The following is a 24,055-nucleotide window of genomic DNA, read 5'->3' as shown; positions in this document are numbered from 1 at the left end:
TTGCCGGTCCGGTCGCTTGCAGCTGCCGGCCTGGCTGTCATGGGTCTCTGTCATCTGGGTCCACCTCTATCAGGATTTGCCGAGGCCAAGGGTCTGTTGCAGCATCTTCTTCGCCGCATCGGCAACCTGGACGTTGGTCTGGTAACTGCGGGAGGCGGCGATCATGTCCGCCATCTCCTCCACCATGTTGACGTTGGGCTTGAAGATGAAGCCGTCCTTGTCCGCCATCGGGTGGTTCGGGTTGTACTCCTTGAGCAGGGGGGCATCGCTCTCGACGATCCCCTTCACATCCACCCCGACCGAGGCCTGCTTGTCGGACATGGCCTGATCCAGCTGGGCGGCAAAGACTGGCCGCCTGGCATGGTAAGTTTTTTCCACGCTGGAGCTGACGCTGTCTGCGTTGGCCATGTTGCTCGCCACCGTGTTGAGGCGGACGGACTGCGCGCTCATGGCGGAGCCTGCAATGTCAAAGACCTTGAACAAACTCATCCTTGCTCTCCTTTCAGTGCCTTGAGCAGGCCGCTTATCTTGCCGTTCATGAATTCGAGGGAGGCCTGGTATTCGAGGCTGTTGCGCAGAAATTCGCTGCGCTCCTGCTGCACGTCCACCGTATTGCCATCACCGGTATCCGGTTGCAGGGGGTTGCGGTACTGGGTCGACCCGGACGCATCCATCTGCAAGGCGAAGTGTTTCTCGCTGGTGGTGCTCAGCCCGAACCCTTGCCGGCTCTGGGCATCCTGCAACGCCTGGGAGAAGTCGATGTCACGGGCCTTGAAACCCGGCGTATCCGCGTTGGCGATGTTGCTGGACAACACCTCCGCACGCTTGGCGCGCACGCTCAGCGTGTACTGGTGAACACCGAATGCCTTGTCGAACGAAATTGCCATAGCACACCTCCTGCTTCACGAATGTTTAGCAAGAGGTGTGCCAAAGAGGGACTTGAAGGAGGGGTTATTTGACTTTGTAGACGATGCCGGGGTTGCAGCGGATCATCTCGAACTTGTCGGTGAGGCCGGCCAGGGACTCCGAGGCCCCCAGCATCAGATAGCCGCCAGGATTGAGGCTGCCGGCAAACTGGTTGAGGATCTTGGACTTCACCTCGGGTGCAAAGTAGATGAGCACGTTGCGACAGAAGATGATGTCAAACTTGCCGAGCAGGCTGTAGCTCTCCAGCAGGTTCAGGGGACGGAAGCTGGTCAATTTTCTGACACGTTCCGAGACCCGCATCTTGTTGTCGCCACAGGGCTCGAAGAAGAGCCGTTTGCGCTCGGGGGAGAGACCGCGCGCCAGCGCCAGGCTGTCGTAGACCCCCTCCTTGCACTGGTTGAGCATGGTGGTGGAGATATCGGTCCCCACTATCTGCACTCCGCCCGGCAGGGTGCCCGGCCGCTTGACCTGCTGCTCCAGCGCCGTCATGGCGATGGAGTAAGGCTCCTGCCCGGACGAGGAGGCCGCCGACCAGATCTTGATGGGGCGACCGCTCTTGCCGAGCTCCGGGAATATCTTGTCGCTCAGCAGCTGGAACGGGTAGCTGTCGCGAAACCACAGGGTCTCGTTGGTGGTCATGGCATCGACCACCGCCATCTTGAGTTCCCGCTCGCGCACGCTCATCGCCCGGGTGACCAGTTCAGACAGACTCTCGATACCAAACTGAGTCATCAAGGGCGACAGGCGACTCTTGACCAGATACTGTTTGTTGTCACCCAGCACTATGCCGCTCTGTTGCGCCAGAAAATTGCTGAATTGCCTGTATAAGTCGTCCGAAATTGTCTTCATGCAGTTGTTCTTCTTGATTAGAGGGCGCCTTGTACGGCCTTGGCCAGTTCATCAGGCTGGAACTTGGCGATGAAGTCGTTAGCACCAACCTTCTGCACCATAGCCTGATTGAATACCCCACTCAGGGAGGTATGCAGGATAACATGCAAATCCTTGAGTGCGGGATTGTTGCGGATCTCCGCCGTGAAGGTGTAGCCGTCCATCTCAGGCATCTCGATGTCGGAGATGACCAGGGCGAGCTGATCCTTGATGGGCCCCTGTTTGGCCATCTCCAGCAGCATGTTGAGCGCCTCCCGTCCATCCTTGGCCAGCACGCACTGCACCCCGATGGCCTCCAGCGCCCGCTGCACCTGCTTGCGCGCCACCGAGGAGTCGTCCGCCACCAGCACGGGACGGCCGTGGGGATTGCGCTCCACGCTCGCCTCCACGATCTCCGAGCTCACCTCGGTGGAGACCGGCGAGATCTCGTTGAGGATGCGCTCCACGTCCAGGATCTCCACCAGCTCGCCATCCACTTCGGTCACCGCCGTCATGTAGTTGATGCGACCCGCGCCCTTGGGGGGCGGCAGGATGGACTCCCAGTTCATGTTGATGATGCGCTCCACCGAATGGACCAGGAAGCCCTGAATGGATCGGTTGTACTCGGAGATGATGATGAAGCACTTGGAGAGGTCCTGGATGGGACGCTTGCCCATCGCCATGCTGAGATCGATCACCGAGATGGTCTGGCCGCGAATGTGGGCCACACCGCGTATGCAGGAGTTGAGCTTGGGCATGACGGTCAAGGGAGGGCACTGCAGCACCTCACGTACCTTGAATACGTTGATGCCAAATCTTTGACGTCCGTTGAGACGAAACAGCAGCAACTCCAGCCGGTTTTGTCCCACTAACTGGGTTCGCTGGTTGACCGAGTCCAGAATACTCGCCATAAACACTCCCTAAAAATGCTTGGCACTGATCGTGCATGTTATTATCCATGCACATTGGCTTGCAGCAGACCATCGTTGTTTCCACAACCGAATTCTGGTGCAAGCATAGTTAACTACGGTGGTAGACGTGAATAACTTATCGACCGGTAAGCAGAAATGATTAATAGACTTTTCCTCATCTTACTGCCGTTTTGCAGCCTGTCTCACGCCGTGGCATCCGAGGTCACCGACTATCTGCAGGAGCAGGCGCAGGAGTTCGTGCTGGGTCAGCTGGATATGCCCCTCGACGCCCAGGCCGAGGTAAAGGCCGGCACCATTGACGAACGCCTCCCCCTGACGCGCTGCGAGGACGCGCTCACCATCTCCCTGCCGGCCAGGATGGAGGTGCGCCGCAACACCACCGTCTATCTGAAGTGCGAAGAGGAAAAGTCCTGGGATCTCTACCTGCCGGTACGGGTCAGCATCCAGAAGCCCTATGTCACGGTCGCGGCCCCGGTGGCCAAGGGCGACATACTGAGCGAGTCCATGCTGACCCTGGCCTATCAGGATCAGACCCTGATCCGGGGCGACTATCTGACCGATCCGACCGCCCTCATCGGGGTGCGCAGCAAACGTGAGCTCAAGCCCGGCCAACCCATTCGCCTCACCCAGGTCTGCGTGGTCTGCAAGGGGGATCAGGTGACCCTGGTGGCCGAAAACAGCAGCATGCAGATCAAAACCATGGCCCGTGCCTTGCAAGATGGCAGCTTCGGAGACATGATCCGGCTTGTCAACATTCGCTCGGGCAGAGCGGTGCAGGGTCAGGTCAGTGCCGTGGGGTCCGTGATCGTCACGTTCTGACAGTACGACAGCCGCAATTTTTTTCTAAAGTTCTGACCGCCGTCACCGATATACAGGTAAGCGAACAGCAAAGCAGACAAAGGTAAACCGTATGGCTATTAACAATATCAACAACTTGGCTAACAGCCGGTTGCAAAACAACGGGACCAGTCAGGGTGTAGCCACCAAGTCCGCGACCTCGAGCGAGGGCAACCGCGCGACGACCGTCAAGAGCGACTCAGTCTCCTTGACCAGCGAGGCGCAGCAATTGCAACAGATGCAGAAGACCCTCAACACCGCCTCCACCGGTAACGAGAGCCGCGTCGAGAGCCTGAAGAAGGCCGTGGCCAGTGGGGAGTACAAGGTCAACAGCGAAGCCGTGGCCCGGAAGATGTTCAGCTTCGAAGCCGATCTGGACAAGCGACTGGGATGATGGACCTGCCTTCGCTGCTGCGCGCCCAGGACGACAACCTCTCCCAGATGCAGGGTTTGCTGGCGGAGGAGTTTGATCTGCTCAAGGCACACCGTGCCCTCGCCTTGCCGGCTCTGGCCGATCGCAAGCAGCAACTGCTGGTGGCCATCGAGACGCTGGACAAGACCCTGGCCGAGTTGCCTGATCTCCAGCAACAGCTCGACGCCTTCCCCAGCGAGCTGCAGGCCCTGCAAGCCAAGCTGGGCGCCTGCCAGGAGCAGAACGACCTCAATGGCCGACTGCTCGAGCTCAGCATCATCTCCAATCGCAGGCTGGCCAGCTTCCTCAGCAAGCTCAGAGACAGCAATTCCCTGACCTACGATGCCAAGGGCAACACCCGCTCCGGCACCCGCTCCCTGGGGATCAAGGCCTGAGGCCCCTCTCCTTACTTTACTGCAAGGCCGGTTTGTCCCCTCTTTCCCGACGTCACGCCATCAGAGCACCAGCCGCATCAGGGTGGCCCCGTCCTGGCAGGCGTGGATGCTCATGACGCCATCCTCGTAACGGCCGTAGCTCGCCGCCCACTCCCCCCTCGGAAAGCAGATGGACCCCGGATTCATCAACACCAGCTCCCCTTCTCGCTGCAATACCGGCAGATGGGTGTGGCCGCTGATGAAGAGGCTGCCTGCCGGCAGGGGCACGGCATCCGGTTTATAGAGATGACCATGGCTGACGAACCAGCGCCGCCCGTCCACCAGCAACTGGTTGTAGGGGGCGGTGATGGGGAAGTCGAGCAGCATCTGGTCCACCTCGGAGTCGCAGTTTCCCCGCACCGCCATGATCCCGGGCGCCAGCTCGTTGAGTCGCGCCGCCACGTCGGCAGGCGCATAGCCCGCCGGCACCGGATTGCGTGGTCCGTGGTTGAGCAAATCCCCGAGCAGCAGGTAGTGATCCGGCTGCCAGGGGGCCAGTTGCGCCAGCACCTGCTCCAGGGCAGGCAGGCTGCCGTGCAGATCCGAAATGATGGCTATCTTCATCGCTCGCTCCTCATGGCTGGCCGAAGTAGAGATCCTTGGTGGCGATGGCCCCCTTCAGGTTGCGGCTCGGCAAACCGCGCAGGAGCGGGTCCACCAGCCGCATCTGGTTGTAGTGGTAGACGGGGATGACGGGCATCTCCTCCATCAGCAGCTGCTCGGCCTGATGATAGATCCCGGCCCGGGCCGTGGCATCCAGGGTATCCGATGCTTGCTGCAACAGGCCGTCGAAGGCCGGGTTGCAGTAACCGCTCTCGTTCTGGGGATCCTGGCAACGGAAACTGCCCAGCATGGATGAGGGCTCGACATAGTCACCGAACAGGAAGGAGCGGGCGACCATGAAATCCCCGCTGTCCTTGGCGACCTGATAGGCATTCCACTCCATGTTGTTGAGGGCAACCTCGACCCCCAGGGGCTTCCACATGGCGGCCACCGCCAGCGCCAGTTTCTTGTGGTTCTCCGAGGTGTTGTATGTCAGGGTCAGCTTGAGCGGACGGGCGCTGTTGTAGCCGGCCTGGGCGAGCAGCGCCGAGGCCTGGGCCAGCCGGGTGGCCGGCGCCTCCAGGGCAAGGGGGGATCCCAGCTCGTCGTAACCCGGCATGTCCGGCAGCAGGGACCAGGCGGGACGCTCTCCCTGGCCGCTCACCTTCTCGGTCAGCAGGCGACGGTCGATGGCCATGGAGAGCGCCCGGCGCACCCGCACGTCCTGCAGCTCGGGGCGGTGCAGATTGAAGGTATAGAGATAGGTACCCAGCAGGGGCAGACCCCAGATCCGCTCCGGCGCTTCCGCCATGGTTTTCTGGTAATACTCCAGCGCCACCTTGTTGGTGAGCTGGATCTCCCCCGCCTCGTAGCGCAGCCGCTCCGCATGCTGGGACGCCAGCGGCAGATAGGTCACCCGCTGGATCCGGGTGTGGGCGTCATCCCAGTACTGGGGGTTGCGCTCGGCCTCGATGCGCTCGTTCGGCACCCAGCTCACCAGCCGGTAGGCGCCGTTGCTCACCAGATTGCCGGGCTGGGTCCATGCCTTGCCAAACCTGGCGATGACCTGCTCGTTGACCGGCACGAAGGGGCGCTGGCTGATGAGCTGCAGGAAGTAGGGCACGGGACGCTCCAGGGTCACCTTGAGGATGAGATCGCTCTCGGCCTCCACCCCCAGGGCCTCGGGATCCAGGGCACCACCATAGATGGACTGGGCATTGTTGATCCCGGTAGCCAGCAGCAGGCCGGCGGAAGGCGAGGCCAGGGCCGGGTTCAGCAACCGCCGCCAGGCGTAGACGAAGTCCCTGGCGGTGAGCGGCTCCCCGTTGGACCACTTCAGCTGGGGGCGCAGGAAGAAGCGCCACACCAGCCCGTCCTCCCGCATCTCCCAGCGCTGGGCCTGGGCGGGCACTATCCTGCCCTGCCCGTCCTCGCTCACCAGCCCCTCGAACAGGTCCACCAGCACCACCTCCCCCGGGAAGCCGGAACGGATCAGGGCGGGATCGAGGGACTCGGGTTCGGCGCCGTTCCCCTTGACCAGGACCTGCCTGTCCGACAGCACGGGCGTTTGCCCCACCGTGGTCGCCTGTAGCGACGGTGTCATCATCAGCCCCAACAGCAAGGGAGAGAGCCAGCGACGGGCTGGCCTGGCGGCAAAACGGTACAACATGACATCAACCTCTATTCAATTCTTTGGACTGCATGGTGTGGGGAAGGCCGGCGGCGCGCCTGAAAGCGAATGCATGAAACCGCACTTGTTATCCCCGAAGACGCCCCGTATTGTATCGGGCTTGCCCGGCAGATGGAGTCTTTCGGGCTAATTTTTTCAGGGGTTTTTATGCCAGCACCGCCGCTGGCATGCCCAGTTCGCCTTGCCGGCGGCCAATCGGGCCGCCATGACGGCCGACACCGGTGTCCGTCAGGCTGATGTCTACCGTTTCAGGGGTCTGTATGGGTTACGAATGGCTGGCGCTGGCCGCCGCCAGTTTATGGGCGATCGCCGCCCTCATTTCCGTCAAACCGGCGCGTCATCTGGGAGCCTTTGCCTACAGCCGCTGGCGGATGTTCCTGGTCAGCCTGATGCTGGCTGCTGCCAGCCTCGCCACCGGGGGCTGGCAGACCCTCACCGAGAGCGCCCTTCCCCTGCTCGCCCTCTCCGGCCTCGTCGGCATCTTCGTCGGCGACACCGCCCTCTTTGCCTGCATGAACCGGCTGGGGCCCAGGCGCAGCGGCCTGTTGTTCTCCTGCCACGCGCTCTTCTCCGCCCTGCTCGGGCTCTGGCTGTTTGGCGAGCACCTCGGTGGCTGGCGCCTGCTGGGTGCCCTGCTGGTGCTGGCCGGGGTCATGCTCGCCATCCTGTTCGGGCGGCGCGGCAACAACCAGCAGAGTGAATGGGAACAGGTGCGCGGCAGCCTGGTGGTCGGTATCGCCCTCGGCCTCACCGCCGCCCTGTGCCAGAGCCTGGGGGCCATCATCGCCAAGCCGGTGATGATGAGCGGCGACGTGGACGCGGTGAGCGCCTCCGGCATCCGGATGGGCAGCGCCCTGCTGGCCCATTGTGCCCTGCGGGCGGTGCGCCTGCCGCTCGCCATGCCGCAACACCCCATCAACCGCCAGGTGCTCGGCATGATCGGCATCAACGGTTTTCTGGCGATGGCCCTGGGGATGACGCTGATCCTGGTGGCCCTGCGTCAGGGGGACGTCGGCATGGTGGCCATCCTCTCCTCCACCACCCCGGTCATCCTGCTGCCCCTGCTGTGGTGGCACTCCGGGATGCGACCCTCGCTCCCCGCCTGGACCGGCGCCCTCCTGGCCACCCTGGGCACGGCGCTGGTGCTGGGGGCGGGATAAACGAGGCGGGGGACTGCCTAGTCCCCCGCCTTATCGCTCACTCGAGCCCGCAGCACCATAGAACGCGGCCATCGCCAGGCAAACGGATCAGCATGGCCATTACCCGCTTCCCTGCACCGAATTAGAAACGGGCGATTTCGTCCGCAGTGAGTTCGCGGTATTCGCCCGGTGCCAGCTCCTCATCCAGGGCCAGATCGCCGATCTGCTCCCTGTGCAGCCCGATCACCTTGTTGCCGATGGCGGCAAACATCCGCTTCACCTGGTGGTACTTGCCCTCGTGGATGGTGAGGCGCGCCTCCCGCTCATCCAGGATTTCCAGCTCGGCGGGCCGGGTCTTGTCGGTCTCGTTGCGCAGATAGACGCCGTCGGCAAACAGCGAAATGGCCTCCTCGTTCACCGGATCCGCCAACCAGACGTGATAGGTCTTGGCACACTCGTGCCGTGGCGAGGTGATGCGGTGGGACCACTGGCCGTCGTCGGTGATCAGCACCAGCCCCGTGGTGTCGAGGTCCAGACGCCCCACCACGTGCAGCTTGCCCATGGCGGGCTCATCGAGCAGATGGAAGACGGTGGCGTGATCCGGATCCTCGTTGGAGCAGACGTAGCCTTCCGGTTTGTGCAGCATGAAGTAGCGATGGGCCCGGTTCAGGGTCAGCGTGACGCCGTCAAACTCGATCTCGTTCTGCTCGTTGATGTGAAAGGCGGGCTGCTTGATCAGAACACCATCCACCAGCACCTCCCCCTGACGGATCAGCTTGCCCGCCTGGGAGCGAGTCAAGTCGGAGCAATCGCAAAGAAATTTATCGAGCCGCATGCAAAAACCTCGGAAGCCATCATGATAAGGGGCGACATTATATAGGCCGATGCTCACAACACCAGCACTAAGCGGGAAGAGTGGCGGATGGCGCCTGACGTCATCCGGCTCTGGTGTTAGACTGCCGCCAGCAGCGTGACCCCACGCCCGATACTCATTGCAGGACCGCCCATGAAGCCGACCCAGCCTCATCCCGTTATCCCCGTCAGCCGCCTGAAGCCCGGCATGTACGTGATGGCCATCACCAGCCAGACCGGTACCATGGAGATAGCCCAGACGGGGCTGGTCACTACCCGTCAACAGGTGGAGACGCTGATCCGGCGCGGTGTGCTGACGGTGCGGGTGGATCTCGCCCGCAGCAAGCTGCCCGGAAACGATCAGGCCATTGTCCCGGAGCTCACCCATGCTGTGTCCGGCGCCCTGCGGCCGGCCGGCAGCAGTGACGGGCGCGCCCTCAAGATCCGTCGCCTCTATCAGGAGGCCCGGGAGCTGCAGGGCAAGTTCATCCGCCACCTCAAGTCGGGGGAACCCATCGATATTACGCCGCTGGCCGCGGTGGCCGAGGAGATGGTGGACACCATGTTCACCCACGGAGATGCCATGCTCTGCCTGGCACGGATCCGGGCCAAGGACGCCTATCTGATGGAGCACTCCATGAACGTGGCCATCCTGCTCGCCAACTTCGGCCGCTACCTGGGGCTGGATCGCGGCGTGCTCAAGGAGCTGACTCTGGGGGGGCTGCTGCACGACGTGGGGAAGATCATGACCCCGGATGCCGTGCTCAACAAACCGGGCAAGCTGACGGACGACGAGTTCAGAGTCATGCGCGAGCACGTGGTACACAGTCACGACATCCTGATCGCGACGGCCGGCATCACCCCCACCATGCTGGAGGTGGCCGCCAACCATCACGAGCGCCTCGATGGTACCGGCTACCCGCGGCGCCTCAAGGGGGACGAACTCTCCCTCTACACCCGCATGAGCGGCATCGTCGATGTCTACGACGCGGTGACGGCGGACCGGGTCTACAAGCAGGGGATGTCGCCGACCCAGGCGTTTCGCATCCTGCTAAAGGGCATCAACCACCACTTCGATGCCGAGTTGGTCACCAAGTTCATCAAATGCATGGGGGTCTACCCGGTCGGCACCCTGGTCATGCTCTCGAACCAGCGGCTCGCCATCGTGATGCAGCGCAACGAGCAGCAGCCACTCAAACCCGTGGTGAAGGTGATCTATCACGCGGCCCATCGCCACTACCTCGAGGTGCAGTGGCTCGACCTCGCGAGAAGCGGGGGGCAGGAGTCCATAGAGAACACGGTGGACCCGAAGGAGTTCGACATCAACCTGGCCAACTTCGTCTAGCGGACCCGGGATTCCGGGGCCTGCTCGCGGCAGTAGCGAATGAGGAACTCCTCGTCCAGCGGGGAGAGGTCAAAGCGCAGGCACGCCTCCTCGATGGCCCGGATATCGTGCAGATGATGGTCGCTGAGCCAGCGCACGGCGCGGCGCAGATCCTCGCCATGGGGCAGCAGGGTATGATCGCTCATGGTCACCTCCGGTCAGCCATCGCTACAGGCCCGCCATATCGGGCACTCTTATGTTTAGCTTAGCCCGCCCGCCGCCCCTTGATAGCGCCTCTCGTCACACTCCGCCGTCGGGGAATGCCCTCTGCCAATCCTGATCGAACTTCAGGAGCGCCGCGTCCACCGCCGGCACATTGAGCAGCTGCTCCGCCACGTCCAGCGGCAGGGTGATGGACTGGCAGCCTGCCAGCAGGCAATCGAGGGCCTGGCGCGGGGTGCGAAACGACGCGGCCAGTACCTTGCTCCCGGGTGCATGCAGCGCCAGCAACTGTTGCAGCTCCTGCACGGCCTTGATGCCATCGCCCCCCTGAGCGTCCAGCCGGTTGACGTAAGGCGCCACGTACTCGGCCCCGGCCAGAGCCGCCAGAGCACCCTGCATCGGGGTATAGACGGCAGTCCCCAGGGTGGGTACCCCTAGCGCCATCAACTCCTTGATGGCCGCCAACCCCTCTGCGCACACCGGCACCTTGACCACCAGATCCCGATCCAGCTCCCGCAGCGCCAGCGCCTCGCGCACCATCTCGCTCTCGGTCTTGCCCATCACCTGGGCAAACAGCCGTCCCTTGGGCCCCAGCACCTCCCGCAGGGCGGGCAGCAGTTCGGACAACGGCATGTCACCGGCCGCGGTGATGGAAGGATTGGTGGTGACCCCGGCCAGCGGCAGGATCCTGGACCAGCGGCGCACCGCAGTCACATCGGCGGTGTCGAGATAAAGCTCCATGTCTGACTCCTCTTCGTTGGATGTTCAATCTGCCCCCATTCTAGCGATAACGCATCCACAAAAAGCTTGATCGAAATCAAATCAACTTTCGAATGAAAGTTAATAAAATAAAAACAAAAGGAGGCGGTATGATTTTTGACCTGCAACGTTACTCGACTCACGATGGCCCCGGCATTCGCACCCTGGTGTTTCTCAAGGGGTGCTCCCTGGCCTGCCGCTGGTGCCAGAACCCGGAGAGCCGCTCCCCGAGACCGGACATCCTGTTTGATCGGCGCCACTGTATCGAGGGATGTGACCTCTGCAGCCAGGCCTGCCCGGCTATCTTGCGCAACGATCAAGGCATCCGGTTGATACGTGCCGACCTCGGAGCCCAGGACGTGGAGCGGCTGCGCGGACTCTGCCCGAGCGAGGCGCTGCAGGTGTGCGGTCGGGAAGAGAGCCTGGAGGCGCTCATGACCACCCTACTGCGTGACCGCCCCTTCTTCGAACGCAGCGGTGGCGGTGTCACCCTCTCCGGCGGCGAGCCCTTTATGCAGCCCGAGTTTTCGGCCGCCCTGCTGGCCCGCTGCAAGGCCGAGGGGCTGCACACCGCGGTAGAAACCTGCCTGCACGTGCCCTGGCACCACATAGCGCCGAGTCTGCCTCACCTCGATCTGGTGCTGGCCGACCTCAAACACGTGGATGAGAAGCGCTTCTTCGAGTGGACCCGCGGCCAGGTGGCACGGGTGCAGGACAACCTCCAGCGCCTCGCCGGCACCGGTATCCCCATGCAGATCCGGGTACCGCTCATCCCCGGTTTCAACGCCGACGAGGCCAGCATCTCGGCCATCGTCGACAGCGCGGCCAGCCTCGGCACGGTGCAGGAGATCCACTTTCTCCCCTACCACACTCTGGGCGTGGGCAAGTATGCCCTGCTCGACCAACCCTATCAGGCCCCCCTCCAGCCACTCGATGACCCGGCACTGCTCGCCTTCGCCCATGACTGCGCCCGGCGACGGGGGCTGGCCCCCGTCACCCGGGGATAGGCACATCGCCATGACCCAGTCACCGACCCCCTTTCCCACCCGACCAGAGGAAACGCTCATGACCCAGCTCGATCTGAATACCCTCAGCCCCCGGATCCGCGCCCACAAGGAGAGCCTGATCCACATTGTCCAGCCACCGGTCTGCACCGAGCGGGCCCGCCACTACACAGAGGCCTATCAGGCCCATCTCGCCCGCCCCCTGCCGGTGCGCCGTGCCCTGGCGCTGGCTCACCACCTCAAGGAGCGCACCATCTGGATCAAGCACGACGAACTCATCGTCGGCAACCAGGCAAGCCAGGTGCGCGCCGCCCCCCTCTTCCCCGAGTACACGGTCGGCTGGATCGAGAAGGAGATCGACGAGCTGGCGGACAGACCCGGTGCCGGCTTTGCGGTAAGCGAAGCAGACAAGCAGGCCATCCATGCCCTCACCCCCTTCTGGCGCGGCCAGACGGTGCAGGATCGCTGCTACGGCCTCTTCACCGACGAGCAAAAGGCATTGCTGGAGAGCGGCATCATCAAGGCCGAGGGCAACATGACCTCGGGGGATGCCCACCTCGCGGTCAACTATGAGGAGCTGCTCACCCTGGGGTTGGCAGGCTTCAAGGTCAGGGTGGCCGAGCGGCGCGGCCGGCTGGATCTGACTGACTGGGCCGATCTGCAGCGCGAACAGTTCCTGCAGGCCGTCGCCATCACCCTGGAGGCAGTCAGCGATCACATTGCCCGCTACGCCGCCCTCGCCCGCGAGATGGCGGATTGCGAACTGTCTCCCGAACGGCGCACCGAACTGCTGACCATGTCCGCCAACTGCGCCCGTATCGCCCACCAGCCCCCGGAGACCTTCTGGCAGGCGCTGCAGCTCTGCTACTTCATCCAGCTCATCCTGCAGATCGAATCCAACGGCCACTCTGTCTCCTTCGGCCGGATGGATCAGTACCTCTATCCCTGGTATCGCCGGGAGGTGGAGCTGTCGGAATCCCTGCCCCGCGAGCGAGCCATCGAACTGCTGCAATCCTGCTGGCTCAAGCTGCTGGAGGTGAACAAGATCCGCTCCGGCACCCACTCCAAGGCGTCCGCCGGCAGCCCGCTCTACCAGAACGTCACCATCGGCGGCCAGAATTGGCGGAACGGCAGTGCCCATGACGCGGTCAACGGCCTCTCCTACGCAATTCTGGAGTCCTGCGGCCAGCTGCGCTCGACCCAGCCCAACCTCTCGGTGCGCTACCACGCCGGCATGAGCGAGGATTTTCTCGACGCCTGCATCCAGGTGATCCGCTGCGGCTTTGGCATGCCCGCCTTCAACAACGACGAGGTGGTGATCCCCGAGTTCATCAGGCTCGGGGTGAGCGTGGAGGATGCCCACCACTACGCCGCCATCGGCTGCATCGAGACCGCGGTGCCCGGCAAGTGGGGCTATCGCTGCACCGGCATGAGCTTCATCAACTTCGCCCGCATCCTGCTGGCGGCACTGGATGGCGGCCGCGATGCCACCACGGGCAAGGTCTTCCTGCCCCAGTCCCAGGCACTGCGCGAAGGCAATTTTGCCTCCTTCGACGAGGTGATGGCCCGCTGGGACGAGCAGGTGCGCTACTTCACCCGCAAATCCATCGAGATCGACTGCGTGGTGGACAGCGTGCTGGAGGCCCAGGCCCACGACATCCTCTGCAGTACCCTGGTGGATGACTGCATCGAGCGCGGCAAGACCATCAAGGAGGGTGGGGCCGTCTATGACTGGGTCTCCGGCCTGCAGGTGGGGATCGCGAACCTGGGCAACAGCCTGGCCGCCATCAAGAAGCTGGTGTTCGAGCAGGGGATGGTGGATCAGCGCGAGCTGGCCGAAGCGCTGGAGCAAGACTTTGCTGGGCTCGCCGGCGAGCAGTTGCGCCAGCGCCTCACCAAGGCAGCGCCCAAATACGGCAACGATCTGGACGAAGTGGATCTGCTGCTGGTGGCGGCCTACCAGAGCTACATCGACGAACTCAAGGGGCTGCACAACACCCGCTTCGGGCGCGGCCCCATCGGCGGCACCTACTACGCCGGCACCTCCTCCATCTCGGCCAACGTGCCGTTCGGTGCCGCTACCCTGGCGACCCCGGATGGCCGTCATGCCAGGACGCCGCTGGCGGAGGGGGCCAGCCCAGCATCGGGGTCGGATCGCCTGGGCCCGACGGCCGTGTTCAACTCCCTCGGCAAGCTGCCCACCCCGGCCATCCTCGGTGGCGTGCTGCTCAACCAGAAGCTGAGCCCGGCGAGCCTTGAGAGTGAGCGGGACAAGGCCAAGCTGATGAGCCTGCTGCGCACCTTCTTCGAGGTCCACAAGGGGTGGCATGTGCAGTACAACATCGTCTCGCGGGAGACCCTGCTGGCGGCCAAGGCCCATCCGGATCAGTACCGGGATCTGGTGGTGCGGGTGGCGGGCTACTCGGCCTTCTTCACCGCCTTATCCCCCGATGCGCAAGATGATATCATCGCCCGCACCGAGCACAGCCTCTGACGAGCCCCAGAGAGCCAGTGCATCAAAGAGAGGCAAGCCACCCCAGGGGGGCTTGCCGCCATCCACCCGCCTGCGAGGTCCCATGAATTCACGCCACCAACAGATCCTCACCCTGGTCCACCAGGCCCGCAAGATGAGCGTGAGCGAGCTCTCCCAACGCACCGGGGTATCGGAGGTGACGGTGCGCAACGATCTCACCGCCCTGGAGAAGCAGGGGCTGCTCAAACGGGTGCACGGCTCGGCCATGGCGCTGGAGAGCGACGATCCGGACGCGCGGATGAATATCAACTACCTGCTGAAAGAGCGCCTCGCCGAGCGGGCGGCCCAGCTGGTGGAAGATGGCGAGACGGTCTTCATCGAGGGGGGCAGCGCCAACGCCCTGCTGGCCCGTCATCTGGCCCTGCACAAGCGGGTCACCATCATCACCATCAGCAGCTATATCGCCCACCTGCTCAAGGACACCCAGGCCCAGGTAGTACTGCTCGGAGGCCTGTTCCAACACCAGAGCGAGAGCGTGGTGGGGCCCTTGACCCGCCTGTGCATCGAGCAGGTGCACTTCTCCAAGGCCTTCATCGGGGTAGACGGCTTTCATCCCGAGGTGGGCTTCACCGGCCGCGACATAATGCGGGCGGACGTGGTCAACAGCGTACTGGCCAAGGGGGTGACCAATGTGGTCATCACCGACAGCAGCAAGTTCGGCGCCATCCACCCGAGCCCCCTCGGCCAGCCCGGCGAGATAAGCGTACTCGTCACCGACGATGCCCTGCCCGCCCCCATGCGGGCGGCGATCGCGGCCCGTGGCATCAGCCTCTACTGCGTCACCGCCTGACCTCGTCATTGCCGCTCGCGGCCTGACACCTCCCTGCCTGGCCGCTTGACGCGGCCCACCCTCACGGGGGTATGCTCGTTCCCTTCCGGTGCCATGTCGTCGCGGTACCGCTCATACAAGGACGTTGCATGCAAACCAAGGACAAGTGCCTGGCCGCCCTGGTCATCCTCTGCTGGGGTCTCAACTTTGTCGCCATCAAGTGGGGGCTGGAGGGCATACCGCCGCTGCTGCTCGGGGCCCTGCGCTTCGTCGGCGTGGTCTTCCCCGCCATCCTGCTGGTCCCCAGGCCCGCCATGCCCTGGCGCTGGCTGCTGGCCTATGGCGGAGCCATCAGTCTGGGCCAGTTCGCCTTCCTGTTCTGCGCCATGAAGTTCGGTATGCCTGCGGGCATGGCCTCCCTGGTGCTGCAATCCCAGGTGATCTTCACCCTGCTGTTCGCCATGATCTGGCTGGGGGAGCGCTGGCAGCCCCATCACTGGGTAGCCCTGCCCCTGGCGGGGCTGGGGCTCTATCTCATCGCCACCCACGGCGAGGGCAACCTCACCCTGCTCGGTTTCGTACTGACCCTGTGCGCCGCCGCCAGCTGGGGCCTTGGCAACGTCATCAACCGCCAGATCGGGCTGCGCTATCAGACACCATTGCCGAGCCTTATCGCCTGGGGCGGCCTGGTGCCCATCCTCCCCTTCCTCGCCCTCTCCTGGATCTTCGAGGGGCCGGAACGCATGGCCGACAGCCTGCTGCACATCAGCTGGCAGGGGATCCTGTGCGTACTCTACCTCTCGCTGGTCGCCACCTGGCTCGGTTACGGCCTGTGGGGCCGGCTGCTGATGCGCTATCCGGTGGCCCAGGTGGCCCCCCTCTCCCTGCTGGTGCCCTGTGTCGGCATGGTGGCCGCGACCCTGCTGCTGGGTGAGCACCCCACCTCCCTGCAATGGCTGGGATCGGGCCTGGTGCTGCTCGGCTTCGTGGTCCATCTGCTGGGGGGCAAGATGCGCCTCTTCCGGGTCCAAACCGAGGATTGACCTCACCCGGGAAACTTCCCATCATGGGTCAGGCCCTCTTGGGCCCGATCCCGTTATTCCGGCAGGACGCCATCATCAGGAGAGCAAGGACATGCGTCACCCGTCACCTTCGATCATTCCCTCTTTACCCTGCGCCCTGCGGGTCACAGCCATCGTGCTGCCCCTGTGCTGGAGCACCTTCGGCTGGAGTGCCACCCTGCCTGCGGATCTCAAGTGGGAGAGCAACGACACCGATCCCGTCTATGCCGACCCCGACGCCAGACGGGGGGGGACCTTCCATGAGTTCATGTCGAGCTTCCCCCTCACCCTGCGCAAGTACGGGCCCGACTCCAACGGCGGCTTCGCGGGCTATGTCAGGGAGACCAATCTGCCGCTCCTGAGCACCCACCCCGTGACCGGCAATCCCCTCCCCATGCTCGCCAACCAGTGGGCCTTCGGAAGCGATCACAAGACCCTCTATTTTCGCATCAACCCCAAGGCACGCTGGTCGGATGGCCAGCCCGTGACCGCCGACGACTGGGTCTTCACCCTCAAGATGATGCGCAGCAAGGAGATCAACGACCCCTGGTACAACAACTACTACAGCACCCAGATAAGCGAGGTGACCAAGTTCGACGACCATACCCTCGCCATCACCAGCGGTACGGAGAAGAGTCGGGAAGATTTGCTGGAATCCCTGCCCTTCAGCCCGGAGCCCAGCCACGCCATCAAGCTCACCGCCAACTGGGTCAAGGAGTACAACTGGAAGGTACTGCCGGTCACCGGCGCCTACCGGATCGGCGAGGTGAAGAAGGGCAAGTCGGTCACCTTCAACCGGGTCAAGGATTGGTGGGGGGACGGAGAGCGCTATTTCCAGCACCGCTTCAACCCGGATCGCATCGAGATCAAGGTGCTCAGGGACCAGAACATCGCCTGGCAGCACTTCCTGCGCGGCGAGCTGGATACCTTCCCGCTGACCATGCCCAACTGGTGGCATGACAAGAGCAAGACCGCCGAATTCGAGAAGGGCTATATCGAACGGCTCTGGTTCTACAACCAGACGCCCCAGCCCCCCATGGGGCTCTACCTCAACACCGCAGACCCCTTGCTGTCGTCTCTCGACGTGCGCCTCGGCATCCAGCATGCCCTCGCCTTCGACAAGATGCTCGAGACCCTGCTGCGGGGGGATTACCAGCGCCTCAACACCTATGGCTCTGGCCAGGGGGCCTTCACCAACACCGACATCAAGGCACGCTCCTTCGATCCCAAGCTGGCGCGGGAATATTTCGCCAAGGCGGGCTTCACCAAAACCGGGCCGGACGGGATCCTGCAGAACGACAAGGGCCAGCCCCTGAGCCTTAACATCACCTACACCACTGCGGAGCACGCCCAGCGCCTGACCCTGCTGCGGGAAGAGGCGAAGAAGGCGGGGCTCAATCTGGAGCTGAACCTGATGGATGCCTCAGCCGGCTTCAAATCCATGCTGGAGAAGAAACACCAGAGCGCCTGGATGGCCTGGAGCGGTGGCCGCTACCCCGCCTATTGGGAGTTCTTCCACAAGGTCAACGCCAACAAACCCCAGACCAACAACATCATGAACATCGACGATGATGCCATCTCGGCCCTGGTGGAGCAGTACGACAAGGCCTTCGACTTCGGCAAGAAGGCCGAGCTCTCGCGCCAGATCCAGCAGCGGCTCTATGAGCTCGCCAGTTTCGTCCCCGCCTACCAGGTCCCCTATACCCGGGCCGGTGCCTGGCGCTGGGTACGACTGCCCAAGGTGCCGGCCACGCCCCAGAGTGATCTGCTCTACTGGCCGCTGGACGGTGGCAACAGCGGCTACAGCTATGGCGGCCTGCTCTGGATAGATGAAGAGGCGAAGGCGCAGACCCGGGCCGCCATCAAGTCAGGCCAGACCTTCCCGCCTGTCACCCGGATTGATACCACCTATCAGCAGAAATGAGGCGGCTTGCGCGGCCTGGCCGCGCCACAAACAAAAGACCCCGCACATTGGCGGGGTCTTTCTGCAATCAGGGTGGCAGCGACAAGCGGAGGGATATCAGCCGCGCTTGGCCTGCTTCTGGGCGATGGCGTCGGCCACGTCGGCCGGATCCAGCACGATACCTTCCTGATCCGGCGTCGGGAACACGGCGACGCAGAGTTCGTCCTGCTCCATGCCGTCCACCCAGCGATCCAGCCACACCTTCAGGGTGATGGACTGCGGCTTGCACTCGGCCCACTCCCCTTCGGCCCAGGCCTTGGCGTAGTCGGGGTGCGGCCACACCGGGATGCAGTCTTCCTCTTCGGTGGTCAGCATCATGACGCCGTGTTCGTCGGTCAGGACAAACAGCTCCTCATGCTCGACCAGCTTGCTGATGAAGTGATCAAAGCGGTAGTCGGCGTTCAGTTGCAGCGCGGCATTGCGCTCGGTGTCGCTAAGTTCATAGCTCATCGGTCAAGTCTCTCATTCAATAAAGGGCGACATGTTCACATCTTGCCGTCGCCTTGTCCAGCAGGAGACACGTCGGCGCCTCATTCCAGGGTCGGCGTCACCAGGGTGATGCCATCCAGCTCCATCAACTGCTGGCGCAGCCAGTAGGCGGACTCCACCTCCACGAAACAGAGTTGATCGCGCCCGGCCCGCGCCCCTTCCATGATCTGCCCGAGCCGCGCCTGCTGTTGCTGTTGCCAGACCCCCGCCAGTCTGGCGCCATGAGCCTCATCCACCACCTCCCGGCGCAGCTCGAACAGGTTATCGGTGATCGGGCTGTTTATCTTGTCCGGGTAGCGCCAGTACATCAGCAGGTTGTCCAGCATCTCCTCATCGTAGCTCGCCAGCGCCTCGAGTTCGGGCGCATCCCCCCCGTCAGAGAGTGCAAAGTCACACCAGCCCGCCGCCAGCGGCGCCAGGCTCTGAGCTGCCTTCCCCTTGGCATGTTGGCGCAGGGCACCGACATCCTCCCCCTCGATGGGTGGCAACCAGAGATCCCCCTGATGCCCATCGAGCAAGGGCAGCAGCAAGGACGGGGCGTAGACGGGAAAACGGGGGCCCAGGGAGTGCAGCAGAGATACCAGAGTGACAGTTGTCATGAGACGCGCCTTGAACTGAATGACCCGGCGTCATACCCGGCCATGGGAGTAAACGAGAACCCATTCTATCATGTTTGGGGGGACTCGGGCCCTGCCCCGCCCACCCGGCGAGCGGCATGTCACAGCCCAAAAAAGCAGCGTTCTCGCCGCACGGGTCCCGATAAAGGCCAATAGTTTGAGCCAGCGCCCACTAAAGTGGCACCGGGGATGCTAGGTTGCATACATCTTTAGCGTTAAGGAGTGCATCCATGAGTGGGATCAACCAGGTTTCTGACGATTTTGTGAATGAGCTGAAAATACTGGCATGCTTTGATCCGGCAAACATGAGCCAGGGGATCAAGCTGCGCAGCGACATGTCCAGCGAGCTGTGCCAGGCGGCGGAGCGTCTGCACAGCCAGGGCCTCATCAGCGCCACCGATGGCGGCTATCTGACCCCCTTCGGGATGACCATGCTGGAACATCTCCAGCACCTGCTGGCCGCACTCAAGCCGAGTTGAGTTCTTGCGGCGCCCAGAGCGAGAAGTTGAGCAACTCCCAGTGCTCCCCCTGGCGCAGCAGACAGGCAAACAGCAAAGGACCTTCGGGTCCTTTTATCTTGCCATCGATCAGCCACTCACCCGCCCGTTTTGGTACAGGCCGTGCTTTCACCTCTTCCGGCAGCGTCGCCTCTCCCAGCCTGACCTGAACGAATTGCTGGCACACGGACACGGCATCGCGGGCAACGGGATCCGCCATCTGGGCATTGACGGGAGTGAGCAGCGTCAGAGTCAAGAGGAGTGATGGGAGCATAGTGAGGGCCATGGCAAGGGGATATAATAAAGATGCCACAAAACAAAAAGCCGTGGCACCAGAGGTACCACGGCTTTCTTAAATTCTGTAAGAATTACAGAGCAGTTACGTTCTCAGCCTGCGGGCCTTTCTGACCTTGGGTCACAGAGAACTGTACGCGCTGACCTTCAGCCAGGGTACGGAAGCCGTTACCTTGGATGGCGCTGAAGTGAACGAAAACGTCCGGGCCGTTTTCTTGCTGAATGAAGCCAAAGCCTTTGGTTTCGTTGAAGAACTTGACGGTACCGGTGATCATGTTGGACATATCTTTAAACCTGTATTCAAAATAATTACTTATGCTTTTCAGCGGATAAAGCTCAAAAAACGGGATTAACTTATGAACAACAGGAAAAGATGCAAAACATCATATTCATTGACATAACTATCGCCCTTTCAAGCTGGTTGAGATTATACGTCCCTTTGTCGATTACGCAAACAAATTTGTACCCTGCCAGAGGCAGGGTACAAACGCTTATACCTCCGCAGATTCCAGTGCCTGAACCAGGGCTTTGAGGAAGCGTGCCGCCTCGCCGCCGGTACAGGCCCGGTGATCGAACGTCATCGACAGCGGCAGTGCCCTCACCGGGCGCGCTTCCCCATGCACGAACACCACCTTCTCGAACAGTTTCCCCGCCCCTATGATGGCCACCTGGGGTGGCGTGACGATGGGGCTGGCGTAACGGCCCGCGATGGCGCCGAAGTTGGTGAGCGTGATGGTCGCCCCCTGCAGCATCTCCCGCGGCACGGCCCGCGCCTTCACGTCGGCGATCATCCGATCCAGCCCCTGGCGGATGTCAGCCCTGCCCCGCTCTGCCACATTCTCCATCACCGGCACATAGAGCCCGTGCCTGGAATCCACGGCAATGGCCACGTTGACCTCCTTGAACAGGCGCCGCGACAGGGTGTCTCCGTCAAACCAGGCATTCATGGAAGGCTCGGCCCGACAGGCGACGCCAATCGCCTTGATGAGGCGCACCGTCACGTCTTCGTCAGCCCGCCAGTGGCGCAAATCCACCTCGTCCGTGATGCTGACCGGCACCACAGTCTGGTGAGAGTGCTCCATCGCTTTTGCCATGGCGCGCCGCGATCCCTTGAGGAATTCGTTGCCGCTCTCCTGCTGGCCCTCGAAGGCGCTCTGCACGTCCTGTTCGGTCACCATGCCGGCGTTGCCGCTGCCCTTGATCCTGTCGATGTCCAGCCCCAGCTTTTGCGCCAGCAGGCGCACTGCAGGCATGGCTTGCACCAGGCTACCACCGGGGGCCATGGCCCCCACCACGAAGTGATCCTCGATGTGCTGCTGATGGGAGCTGACCTTGCCCACCACGGTTCCGTCGTCCTCGCCCCCCTCGAATTCCACCAGGGGGGCGCCGATGTGCATGATGTCCCCCTCCTGGCCGCACAGCCGGGCGATCACCCCGGCCACCGGCGAGGGCACATCCACCAGCGCCTTGGCGGTCTCCACCGACAACAGCACCTGATCGACACTCACGGTATCGCCGGCACTCACCTTCCATTCGACGATCTCGGCCTCGGCCAGTCCTTCACCCAGATCCGGTAATTTGAAAAATTTCATGACCCGTTCTCCATCCGCAGAGACATCACCAAAAGTTGACAGCATGCATGGCGGGGCGTTGCCCGGCCGCCTGCTCGCAGACATCCTTGTAACGTCATAGCCATTTGTTCTCCATCAACTGGCGAGCCGCTTCCGCGATATCCTGCTCGGTGATGAGGTAATACTCCTCGTTGCGATAGTAGGGGACGGCGGCATCCACCCCGGTCAGCCTCCTGGGGGGAGCCTTGAGGCTGGTAAGCGCCTCCTCGGTCACCCGCGCCACTATCTCGGCCCCCACCCCGAAGCTGCCGCAGGCCTCGTGCACCACCAGCAGACGCCCGGTCTTGCGTACCGAGGTCAGAATGGTCTCCATGTCCAGCGGCTTGATGGTGGCGAGATCCAGCACCTCGCACTGGATGTCCTGCTCCGCCAGCTGCGCGGCTGCCCGCATCACCTCCTGGATGCAGGCCCCCCATGCGACCACGGTCAGATCCCGGCCCGGTCTCAGGGTGAAGCAGACATCCAGGGGCAGGCCGACGCCGTCATCCACCACGTCCGACTTCATGGAGCGATAGATGCGATCCGGCTCGAAGAAGAGCACGGGATCCGGGTCGCGAATGGCCGAGAGCAACAGACCATAGGCCCGTCTCGGGCTGGAGGGGATGACCACTCTCAGCCCGGGGATGTGGGCAAACAACGCCTCCACGCTCTCGCTGTGGTGTTCGGGGGAGTGGATGCCGGCGCCATAGGGCGAGCGGTATACGATGGGGCAGGTGAGGCGGCCACGGGTGCGGTTGCGCATGCGTGCCGCCTGGCAGACGATCTGCTCCATGCCGGGGAAGATGAACCCCTGGAACTGGAACTCGGCGACGGGTTTGAGCCCCTGGGTTGCCATGCCCACCGCCACCCCGGCGATCAGCCCCTCCGCCAGCGGCGTGTCTATCACCCGCTTGAAGCCGAACTTGTCGCGCAGGCCCACGGTGGCACGAAATACCCCGCCGTTGACCCCCACGTCCTCTCCCAGCACCACCACGTCGGGGTCGTGTTCCATCTCGTGGTGCAACGCCAGATTGACGGCCTCAAGCAACGTCATATCACTCATGCTTCCTCCCCGCCATGCTGTTGCATGCCCTTGGCGATGATGCGCCGACGCTGGGCGTGATAGTCCTTCGGCAGCTCGGCAAACTGGTAATCCAGCAGTGTTTCCGGCGCCTGGGGCGTCACGGCCTCATAGGCAGCGACGGCGCGCTCGACTTCCCGGCTTGCCTCCGCCAGCAGCGCCTGCTCCAGCGCTTCATCCCACCACCCCTGCCCGGCCATGAACTGGCGCAGCCGCTTGACAGGCTCCTTGGCCCAGGCGGCTTCCACCTCGGCGCCGTCGCGATAACGGGTCGCATCGTCGGCGGTGGTGTGATCCCCGAGCCGGTAGCTGACCGCCTCGATGAGGGTCGGCCCCTTGCCACTGCGGGCACGCTCGATGGCGGTGCGGGTCGCATCGAAGACGGCCACCACATCGTTGCCGTCGACCTGGATGCTGCGCACCCCGGCCCCTATCCCTTTCTGGGCCAGGGTCGGGGCGCTCGACTGCAGCTTGCGGGGCACCGAGATGGCCCACTGGTTGTTGTTGATGATCATCACCATGGGGAGATGCCAGACACCGGCGCAGTTGAGCCCCTCGAGGAAGTCCCCCTTGGAGGTGCCGCCATCGCCGATGGTGACCACGGCCACCCTGGGCTGGTTGCGCAGCTTGAAGGCGGCCGCCACCCCGGCGGCGTGGGTGATCTGGGTCGCGATGGGCACACAGATAGGCAGATCTTCCGACAGCTCGCCATCGGCCTTGTAAAAGACGCTGCCCCTCTCATCCCCGCCCCAATACTGCAGGTTCTGCTCCATGGGTACCCCACGCACGTAGAGGGTGGGCATGTCCCGATAGTAGGGCACATAGACATCCTGGGGCTGCATGGCGAGACCGACCCCTATCCCTACCGCCTCGGCACCGAGGTGGGAGGGGAAGGTGCCGAGCTTGCCGGTCCGCTGCAGTGCAATCGCTTTCTTGTCGTAGCTGCGCACCATCACCATGTTGCGGTAGAAGGTGTGCAGTATCGCCTTGTCCAGCCAGGTCGGCAGTGTTGCGACCGGGCGCCCCTCCTCATCGAGGTAACGAAGGAAGGGGATGTCGACATGGGTCATAACTGGCTCCTTGCCGTTGTCATCGTCACCACCATGAGGTGACCCTTAGAATGTAAATAGAATGTTAATCAAAGGGCAATGGGATTCAGTCAGGTAAGACCAGTAGAAACTTCTTTAATTTCTGAAAGG

General features: G+C 63.0%; 27 protein-coding genes. 11 read left to right on the top strand and 16 right to left on the bottom strand.

What is annotated here, in order from left to right:
* Positions 1-69: 69 nt before the first annotated feature.
* The 4 genes from flgC to J9885_RS18750 form a co-directional block, all read right to left on the bottom strand.
* Complete coding sequence (gene flgC / locus J9885_RS18765; RefSeq protein WP_005329775.1) at positions 70-489, bottom strand: flagellar basal body rod protein FlgC; 420 nt, start codon at positions 487-489, stop codon at positions 70-72.
* Positions 486-887 carry a flagellar basal body rod protein FlgB gene (gene flgB / locus J9885_RS18760; RefSeq protein ID WP_043759386.1) on the bottom strand — a complete coding sequence of 134 codons (402 nt, stop codon included), beginning with the start codon at positions 885-887 and terminating at the stop codon, positions 486-488. Before flgB ends, flgC begins: the two co-directional genes overlap by 4 nt.
* A gap of 64 nt (positions 888-951) precedes the next feature.
* Complete coding sequence (locus tag J9885_RS18755) at positions 952-1,776, bottom strand: protein-glutamate O-methyltransferase (protein WP_210550373.1); 825 nt, start codon at positions 1,774-1,776, stop codon at positions 952-954.
* 17 nt (positions 1,777-1,793) lie between these two features.
* Entirely contained in the window at positions 1,794-2,705 is a 912-nt protein-coding gene (locus tag J9885_RS18750) for a chemotaxis protein CheV (protein ID WP_043759384.1), read from the bottom strand.
* Positions 2,706-2,939: 234 nt separating this feature from the next.
* Between J9885_RS18750 and flgA the strand changes: the two genes are divergently transcribed.
* The 3 genes from flgA (at position 2,940) to J9885_RS18735 (ending at position 4,370) form a co-directional block, all read left to right on the top strand.
* Positions 2,940-3,545 (top strand): flagellar basal body P-ring formation chaperone FlgA, encoded by a 606-nt coding sequence (gene flgA / locus J9885_RS18745; protein WP_349237402.1) that lies wholly within the window; start codon positions 2,940-2,942, stop codon positions 3,543-3,545.
* Positions 3,546-3,636: 91 nt separating this feature from the next.
* Complete coding sequence (gene flgM / locus J9885_RS18740; RefSeq protein ID WP_043759383.1) at positions 3,637-3,957, top strand: flagellar biosynthesis anti-sigma factor FlgM; 321 nt, start codon at positions 3,637-3,639, stop codon at positions 3,955-3,957.
* Complete coding sequence (locus J9885_RS18735; protein WP_043808356.1) at positions 3,954-4,370, top strand: flagellar protein FlgN; 417 nt, start codon at positions 3,954-3,956, stop codon at positions 4,368-4,370. The genes flgM and J9885_RS18735 overlap by 4 nt, the downstream gene beginning before the upstream one ends.
* A 60-nt stretch (positions 4,371-4,430) precedes the next feature.
* On the opposite strand, the gene yfcE is transcribed toward J9885_RS18735, so the two are convergent.
* Both yfcE and J9885_RS18725 read right to left on the bottom strand, forming a co-directional pair.
* Positions 4,431-4,973, bottom strand: coding sequence for a phosphodiesterase (gene yfcE / locus J9885_RS18730; RefSeq protein ID WP_210550371.1), 543 nt, complete (start codon positions 4,971-4,973; stop codon positions 4,431-4,433).
* A gap of 10 nt (positions 4,974-4,983) precedes the next feature.
* The gene (locus J9885_RS18725) at positions 4,984-6,621 is read right to left on the bottom strand and encodes a peptide ABC transporter substrate-binding protein (RefSeq protein ID WP_210550370.1); all 1,638 of its coding nucleotides are present in this window, start codon (positions 6,619-6,621) and stop codon (positions 4,984-4,986) included.
* A 281-nt stretch (positions 6,622-6,902) separates the two neighbouring features.
* Here J9885_RS18725 and J9885_RS18720 point away from each other — a divergent pair, with 281 nt between their 5' ends.
* Complete coding sequence (locus J9885_RS18720; protein WP_210550369.1) at positions 6,903-7,802, top strand: DMT family transporter; 900 nt, start codon at positions 6,903-6,905, stop codon at positions 7,800-7,802.
* A 121-nt stretch (positions 7,803-7,923) separates the two neighbouring features.
* Here the strand turns inward: J9885_RS18720 and rsuA are convergent, their stop codons facing one another.
* Complete coding sequence (gene rsuA, locus J9885_RS18715; RefSeq protein ID WP_134695134.1) at positions 7,924-8,616, bottom strand: 16S rRNA pseudouridine(516) synthase RsuA; 693 nt, start codon at positions 8,614-8,616, stop codon at positions 7,924-7,926.
* A gap of 171 nt (positions 8,617-8,787) precedes the next feature.
* Here rsuA and J9885_RS18710 point away from each other — a divergent pair, with 171 nt between their 5' ends.
* Positions 8,788-9,978 carry an HD-GYP domain-containing protein gene (locus J9885_RS18710; protein WP_210550368.1) on the top strand — a complete coding sequence of 397 codons (1,191 nt, stop codon included), beginning with the start codon at positions 8,788-8,790 and terminating at the stop codon, positions 9,976-9,978.
* On the opposite strand, the gene J9885_RS18705 is transcribed toward J9885_RS18710, so the two are convergent.
* Positions 9,975-10,163: a hypothetical protein gene (locus J9885_RS18705; protein WP_042076666.1), complete on the bottom strand. Its 189-nt coding sequence runs from the start codon at positions 10,161-10,163 to the stop codon at positions 9,975-9,977. The genes J9885_RS18710 and J9885_RS18705 overlap by 4 nt on opposite strands.
* 94 nt (positions 10,164-10,257) lie before the next feature.
* On the bottom strand, positions 10,258-10,920 hold the full coding sequence (gene fsa, locus J9885_RS18700; protein WP_210550367.1) for a fructose-6-phosphate aldolase: 663 nt from the start codon (positions 10,918-10,920) through the stop codon (positions 10,258-10,260).
* Positions 10,921-11,048: 128 nt separating this feature from the next.
* Between fsa and J9885_RS18695 the strand changes: the two genes are divergently transcribed.
* From J9885_RS18695 to J9885_RS18675, 5 genes are all read left to right on the top strand, one after another.
* On the top strand, positions 11,049-11,945 hold the full coding sequence (locus J9885_RS18695; RefSeq protein ID WP_210550366.1) for a glycyl-radical enzyme activating protein: 897 nt from the start codon (positions 11,049-11,051) through the stop codon (positions 11,943-11,945).
* A 58-nt stretch (positions 11,946-12,003) separates the two neighbouring features.
* Positions 12,004-14,436, top strand: a complete 2,433-nt coding sequence (locus J9885_RS18690) for a formate C-acetyltransferase/glycerol dehydratase family glycyl radical enzyme (RefSeq protein WP_210550365.1) — start codon at positions 12,004-12,006, stop codon at positions 14,434-14,436.
* Positions 14,437-14,518: 82 nt separating this feature from the next.
* The gene (locus tag J9885_RS18685) at positions 14,519-15,265 is read left to right on the top strand and encodes a DNA-binding transcriptional regulator YciT (RefSeq protein ID WP_210550364.1); all 747 of its coding nucleotides are present in this window, start codon (positions 14,519-14,521) and stop codon (positions 15,263-15,265) included.
* A gap of 128 nt (positions 15,266-15,393) precedes the next feature.
* Positions 15,394-16,287 (top strand): EamA family transporter, encoded by an 894-nt coding sequence (locus tag J9885_RS18680; RefSeq protein WP_210550363.1) that lies wholly within the window; start codon positions 15,394-15,396, stop codon positions 16,285-16,287.
* A gap of 91 nt (positions 16,288-16,378) precedes the next feature.
* Positions 16,379-18,229, top strand: coding sequence for an extracellular solute-binding protein (locus J9885_RS18675; RefSeq protein WP_210550362.1), 1,851 nt, complete (start codon positions 16,379-16,381; stop codon positions 18,227-18,229).
* 96 nt (positions 18,230-18,325) lie between these two features.
* Here J9885_RS18675 and J9885_RS18670 read toward each other — a convergent pair whose 3' ends face one another.
* A complete protein-coding gene (locus J9885_RS18670; RefSeq protein WP_043759364.1) occupies positions 18,326-18,718 on the bottom strand; it encodes a DUF2750 domain-containing protein in 393 nt (130 codons plus the stop codon).
* An 80-nt stretch (positions 18,719-18,798) separates the two neighbouring features.
* The gene (locus J9885_RS18665; protein ID WP_210550361.1) at positions 18,799-19,356 is read right to left on the bottom strand and encodes a hypothetical protein; all 558 of its coding nucleotides are present in this window, start codon (positions 19,354-19,356) and stop codon (positions 18,799-18,801) included.
* Between the two features lie 248 nt (positions 19,357-19,604).
* On the opposite strand from J9885_RS18665, the gene J9885_RS18660 reads away from it, so the two are divergent.
* Positions 19,605-19,853: a TIGR02647 family protein gene (locus J9885_RS18660; RefSeq protein ID WP_210550360.1), complete on the top strand. Its 249-nt coding sequence runs from the start codon at positions 19,605-19,607 to the stop codon at positions 19,851-19,853.
* Here J9885_RS18660 and J9885_RS18655 read toward each other — a convergent pair.
* The 5 genes from J9885_RS18655 to pdhA all read right to left on the bottom strand — a co-directional run bounded on the left by J9885_RS18655 (position 19,840) and on the right by pdhA (position 23,926).
* On the bottom strand, positions 19,840-20,145 hold the full coding sequence (locus J9885_RS18655) for a hypothetical protein (protein ID WP_210550359.1): 306 nt from the start codon (positions 20,143-20,145) through the stop codon (positions 19,840-19,842). The two genes, J9885_RS18660 and J9885_RS18655, sit on opposite strands and share 14 nt — an antisense overlap.
* A gap of 94 nt (positions 20,146-20,239) precedes the next feature.
* Positions 20,240-20,449 (bottom strand): cold-shock protein, encoded by a 210-nt coding sequence (locus J9885_RS18650; protein ID WP_005302803.1) that lies wholly within the window; start codon positions 20,447-20,449, stop codon positions 20,240-20,242.
* 207 nt (positions 20,450-20,656) lie between these two features.
* Positions 20,657-21,757, bottom strand: a complete 1,101-nt coding sequence (locus tag J9885_RS18645) for a dihydrolipoamide acetyltransferase family protein (protein WP_210550358.1) — start codon at positions 21,755-21,757, stop codon at positions 20,657-20,659.
* Between the two features lie 94 nt (positions 21,758-21,851).
* Positions 21,852-22,838, bottom strand: a complete 987-nt coding sequence (locus J9885_RS18640; RefSeq protein WP_134695122.1) for an alpha-ketoacid dehydrogenase subunit beta — start codon at positions 22,836-22,838, stop codon at positions 21,852-21,854.
* Entirely contained in the window at positions 22,835-23,926 is a 1,092-nt protein-coding gene (gene pdhA / locus J9885_RS18635; RefSeq protein ID WP_210550357.1) for a pyruvate dehydrogenase (acetyl-transferring) E1 component subunit alpha, read from the bottom strand. Before pdhA ends, J9885_RS18640 begins: the two co-directional genes overlap by 4 nt.
* Positions 23,927-24,055 lie beyond the last annotated feature (129 nt).

Source organism: Aeromonas sp. SrichE-2G (assembly GCF_017939565.1).
In the GTDB taxonomy this organism is placed as follows: domain Bacteria; phylum Pseudomonadota; class Gammaproteobacteria; order Enterobacterales; family Aeromonadaceae; genus Aeromonas; species Aeromonas taiwanensis.
This window is presented reverse-complemented; position numbering and strand designations above follow the sequence as displayed.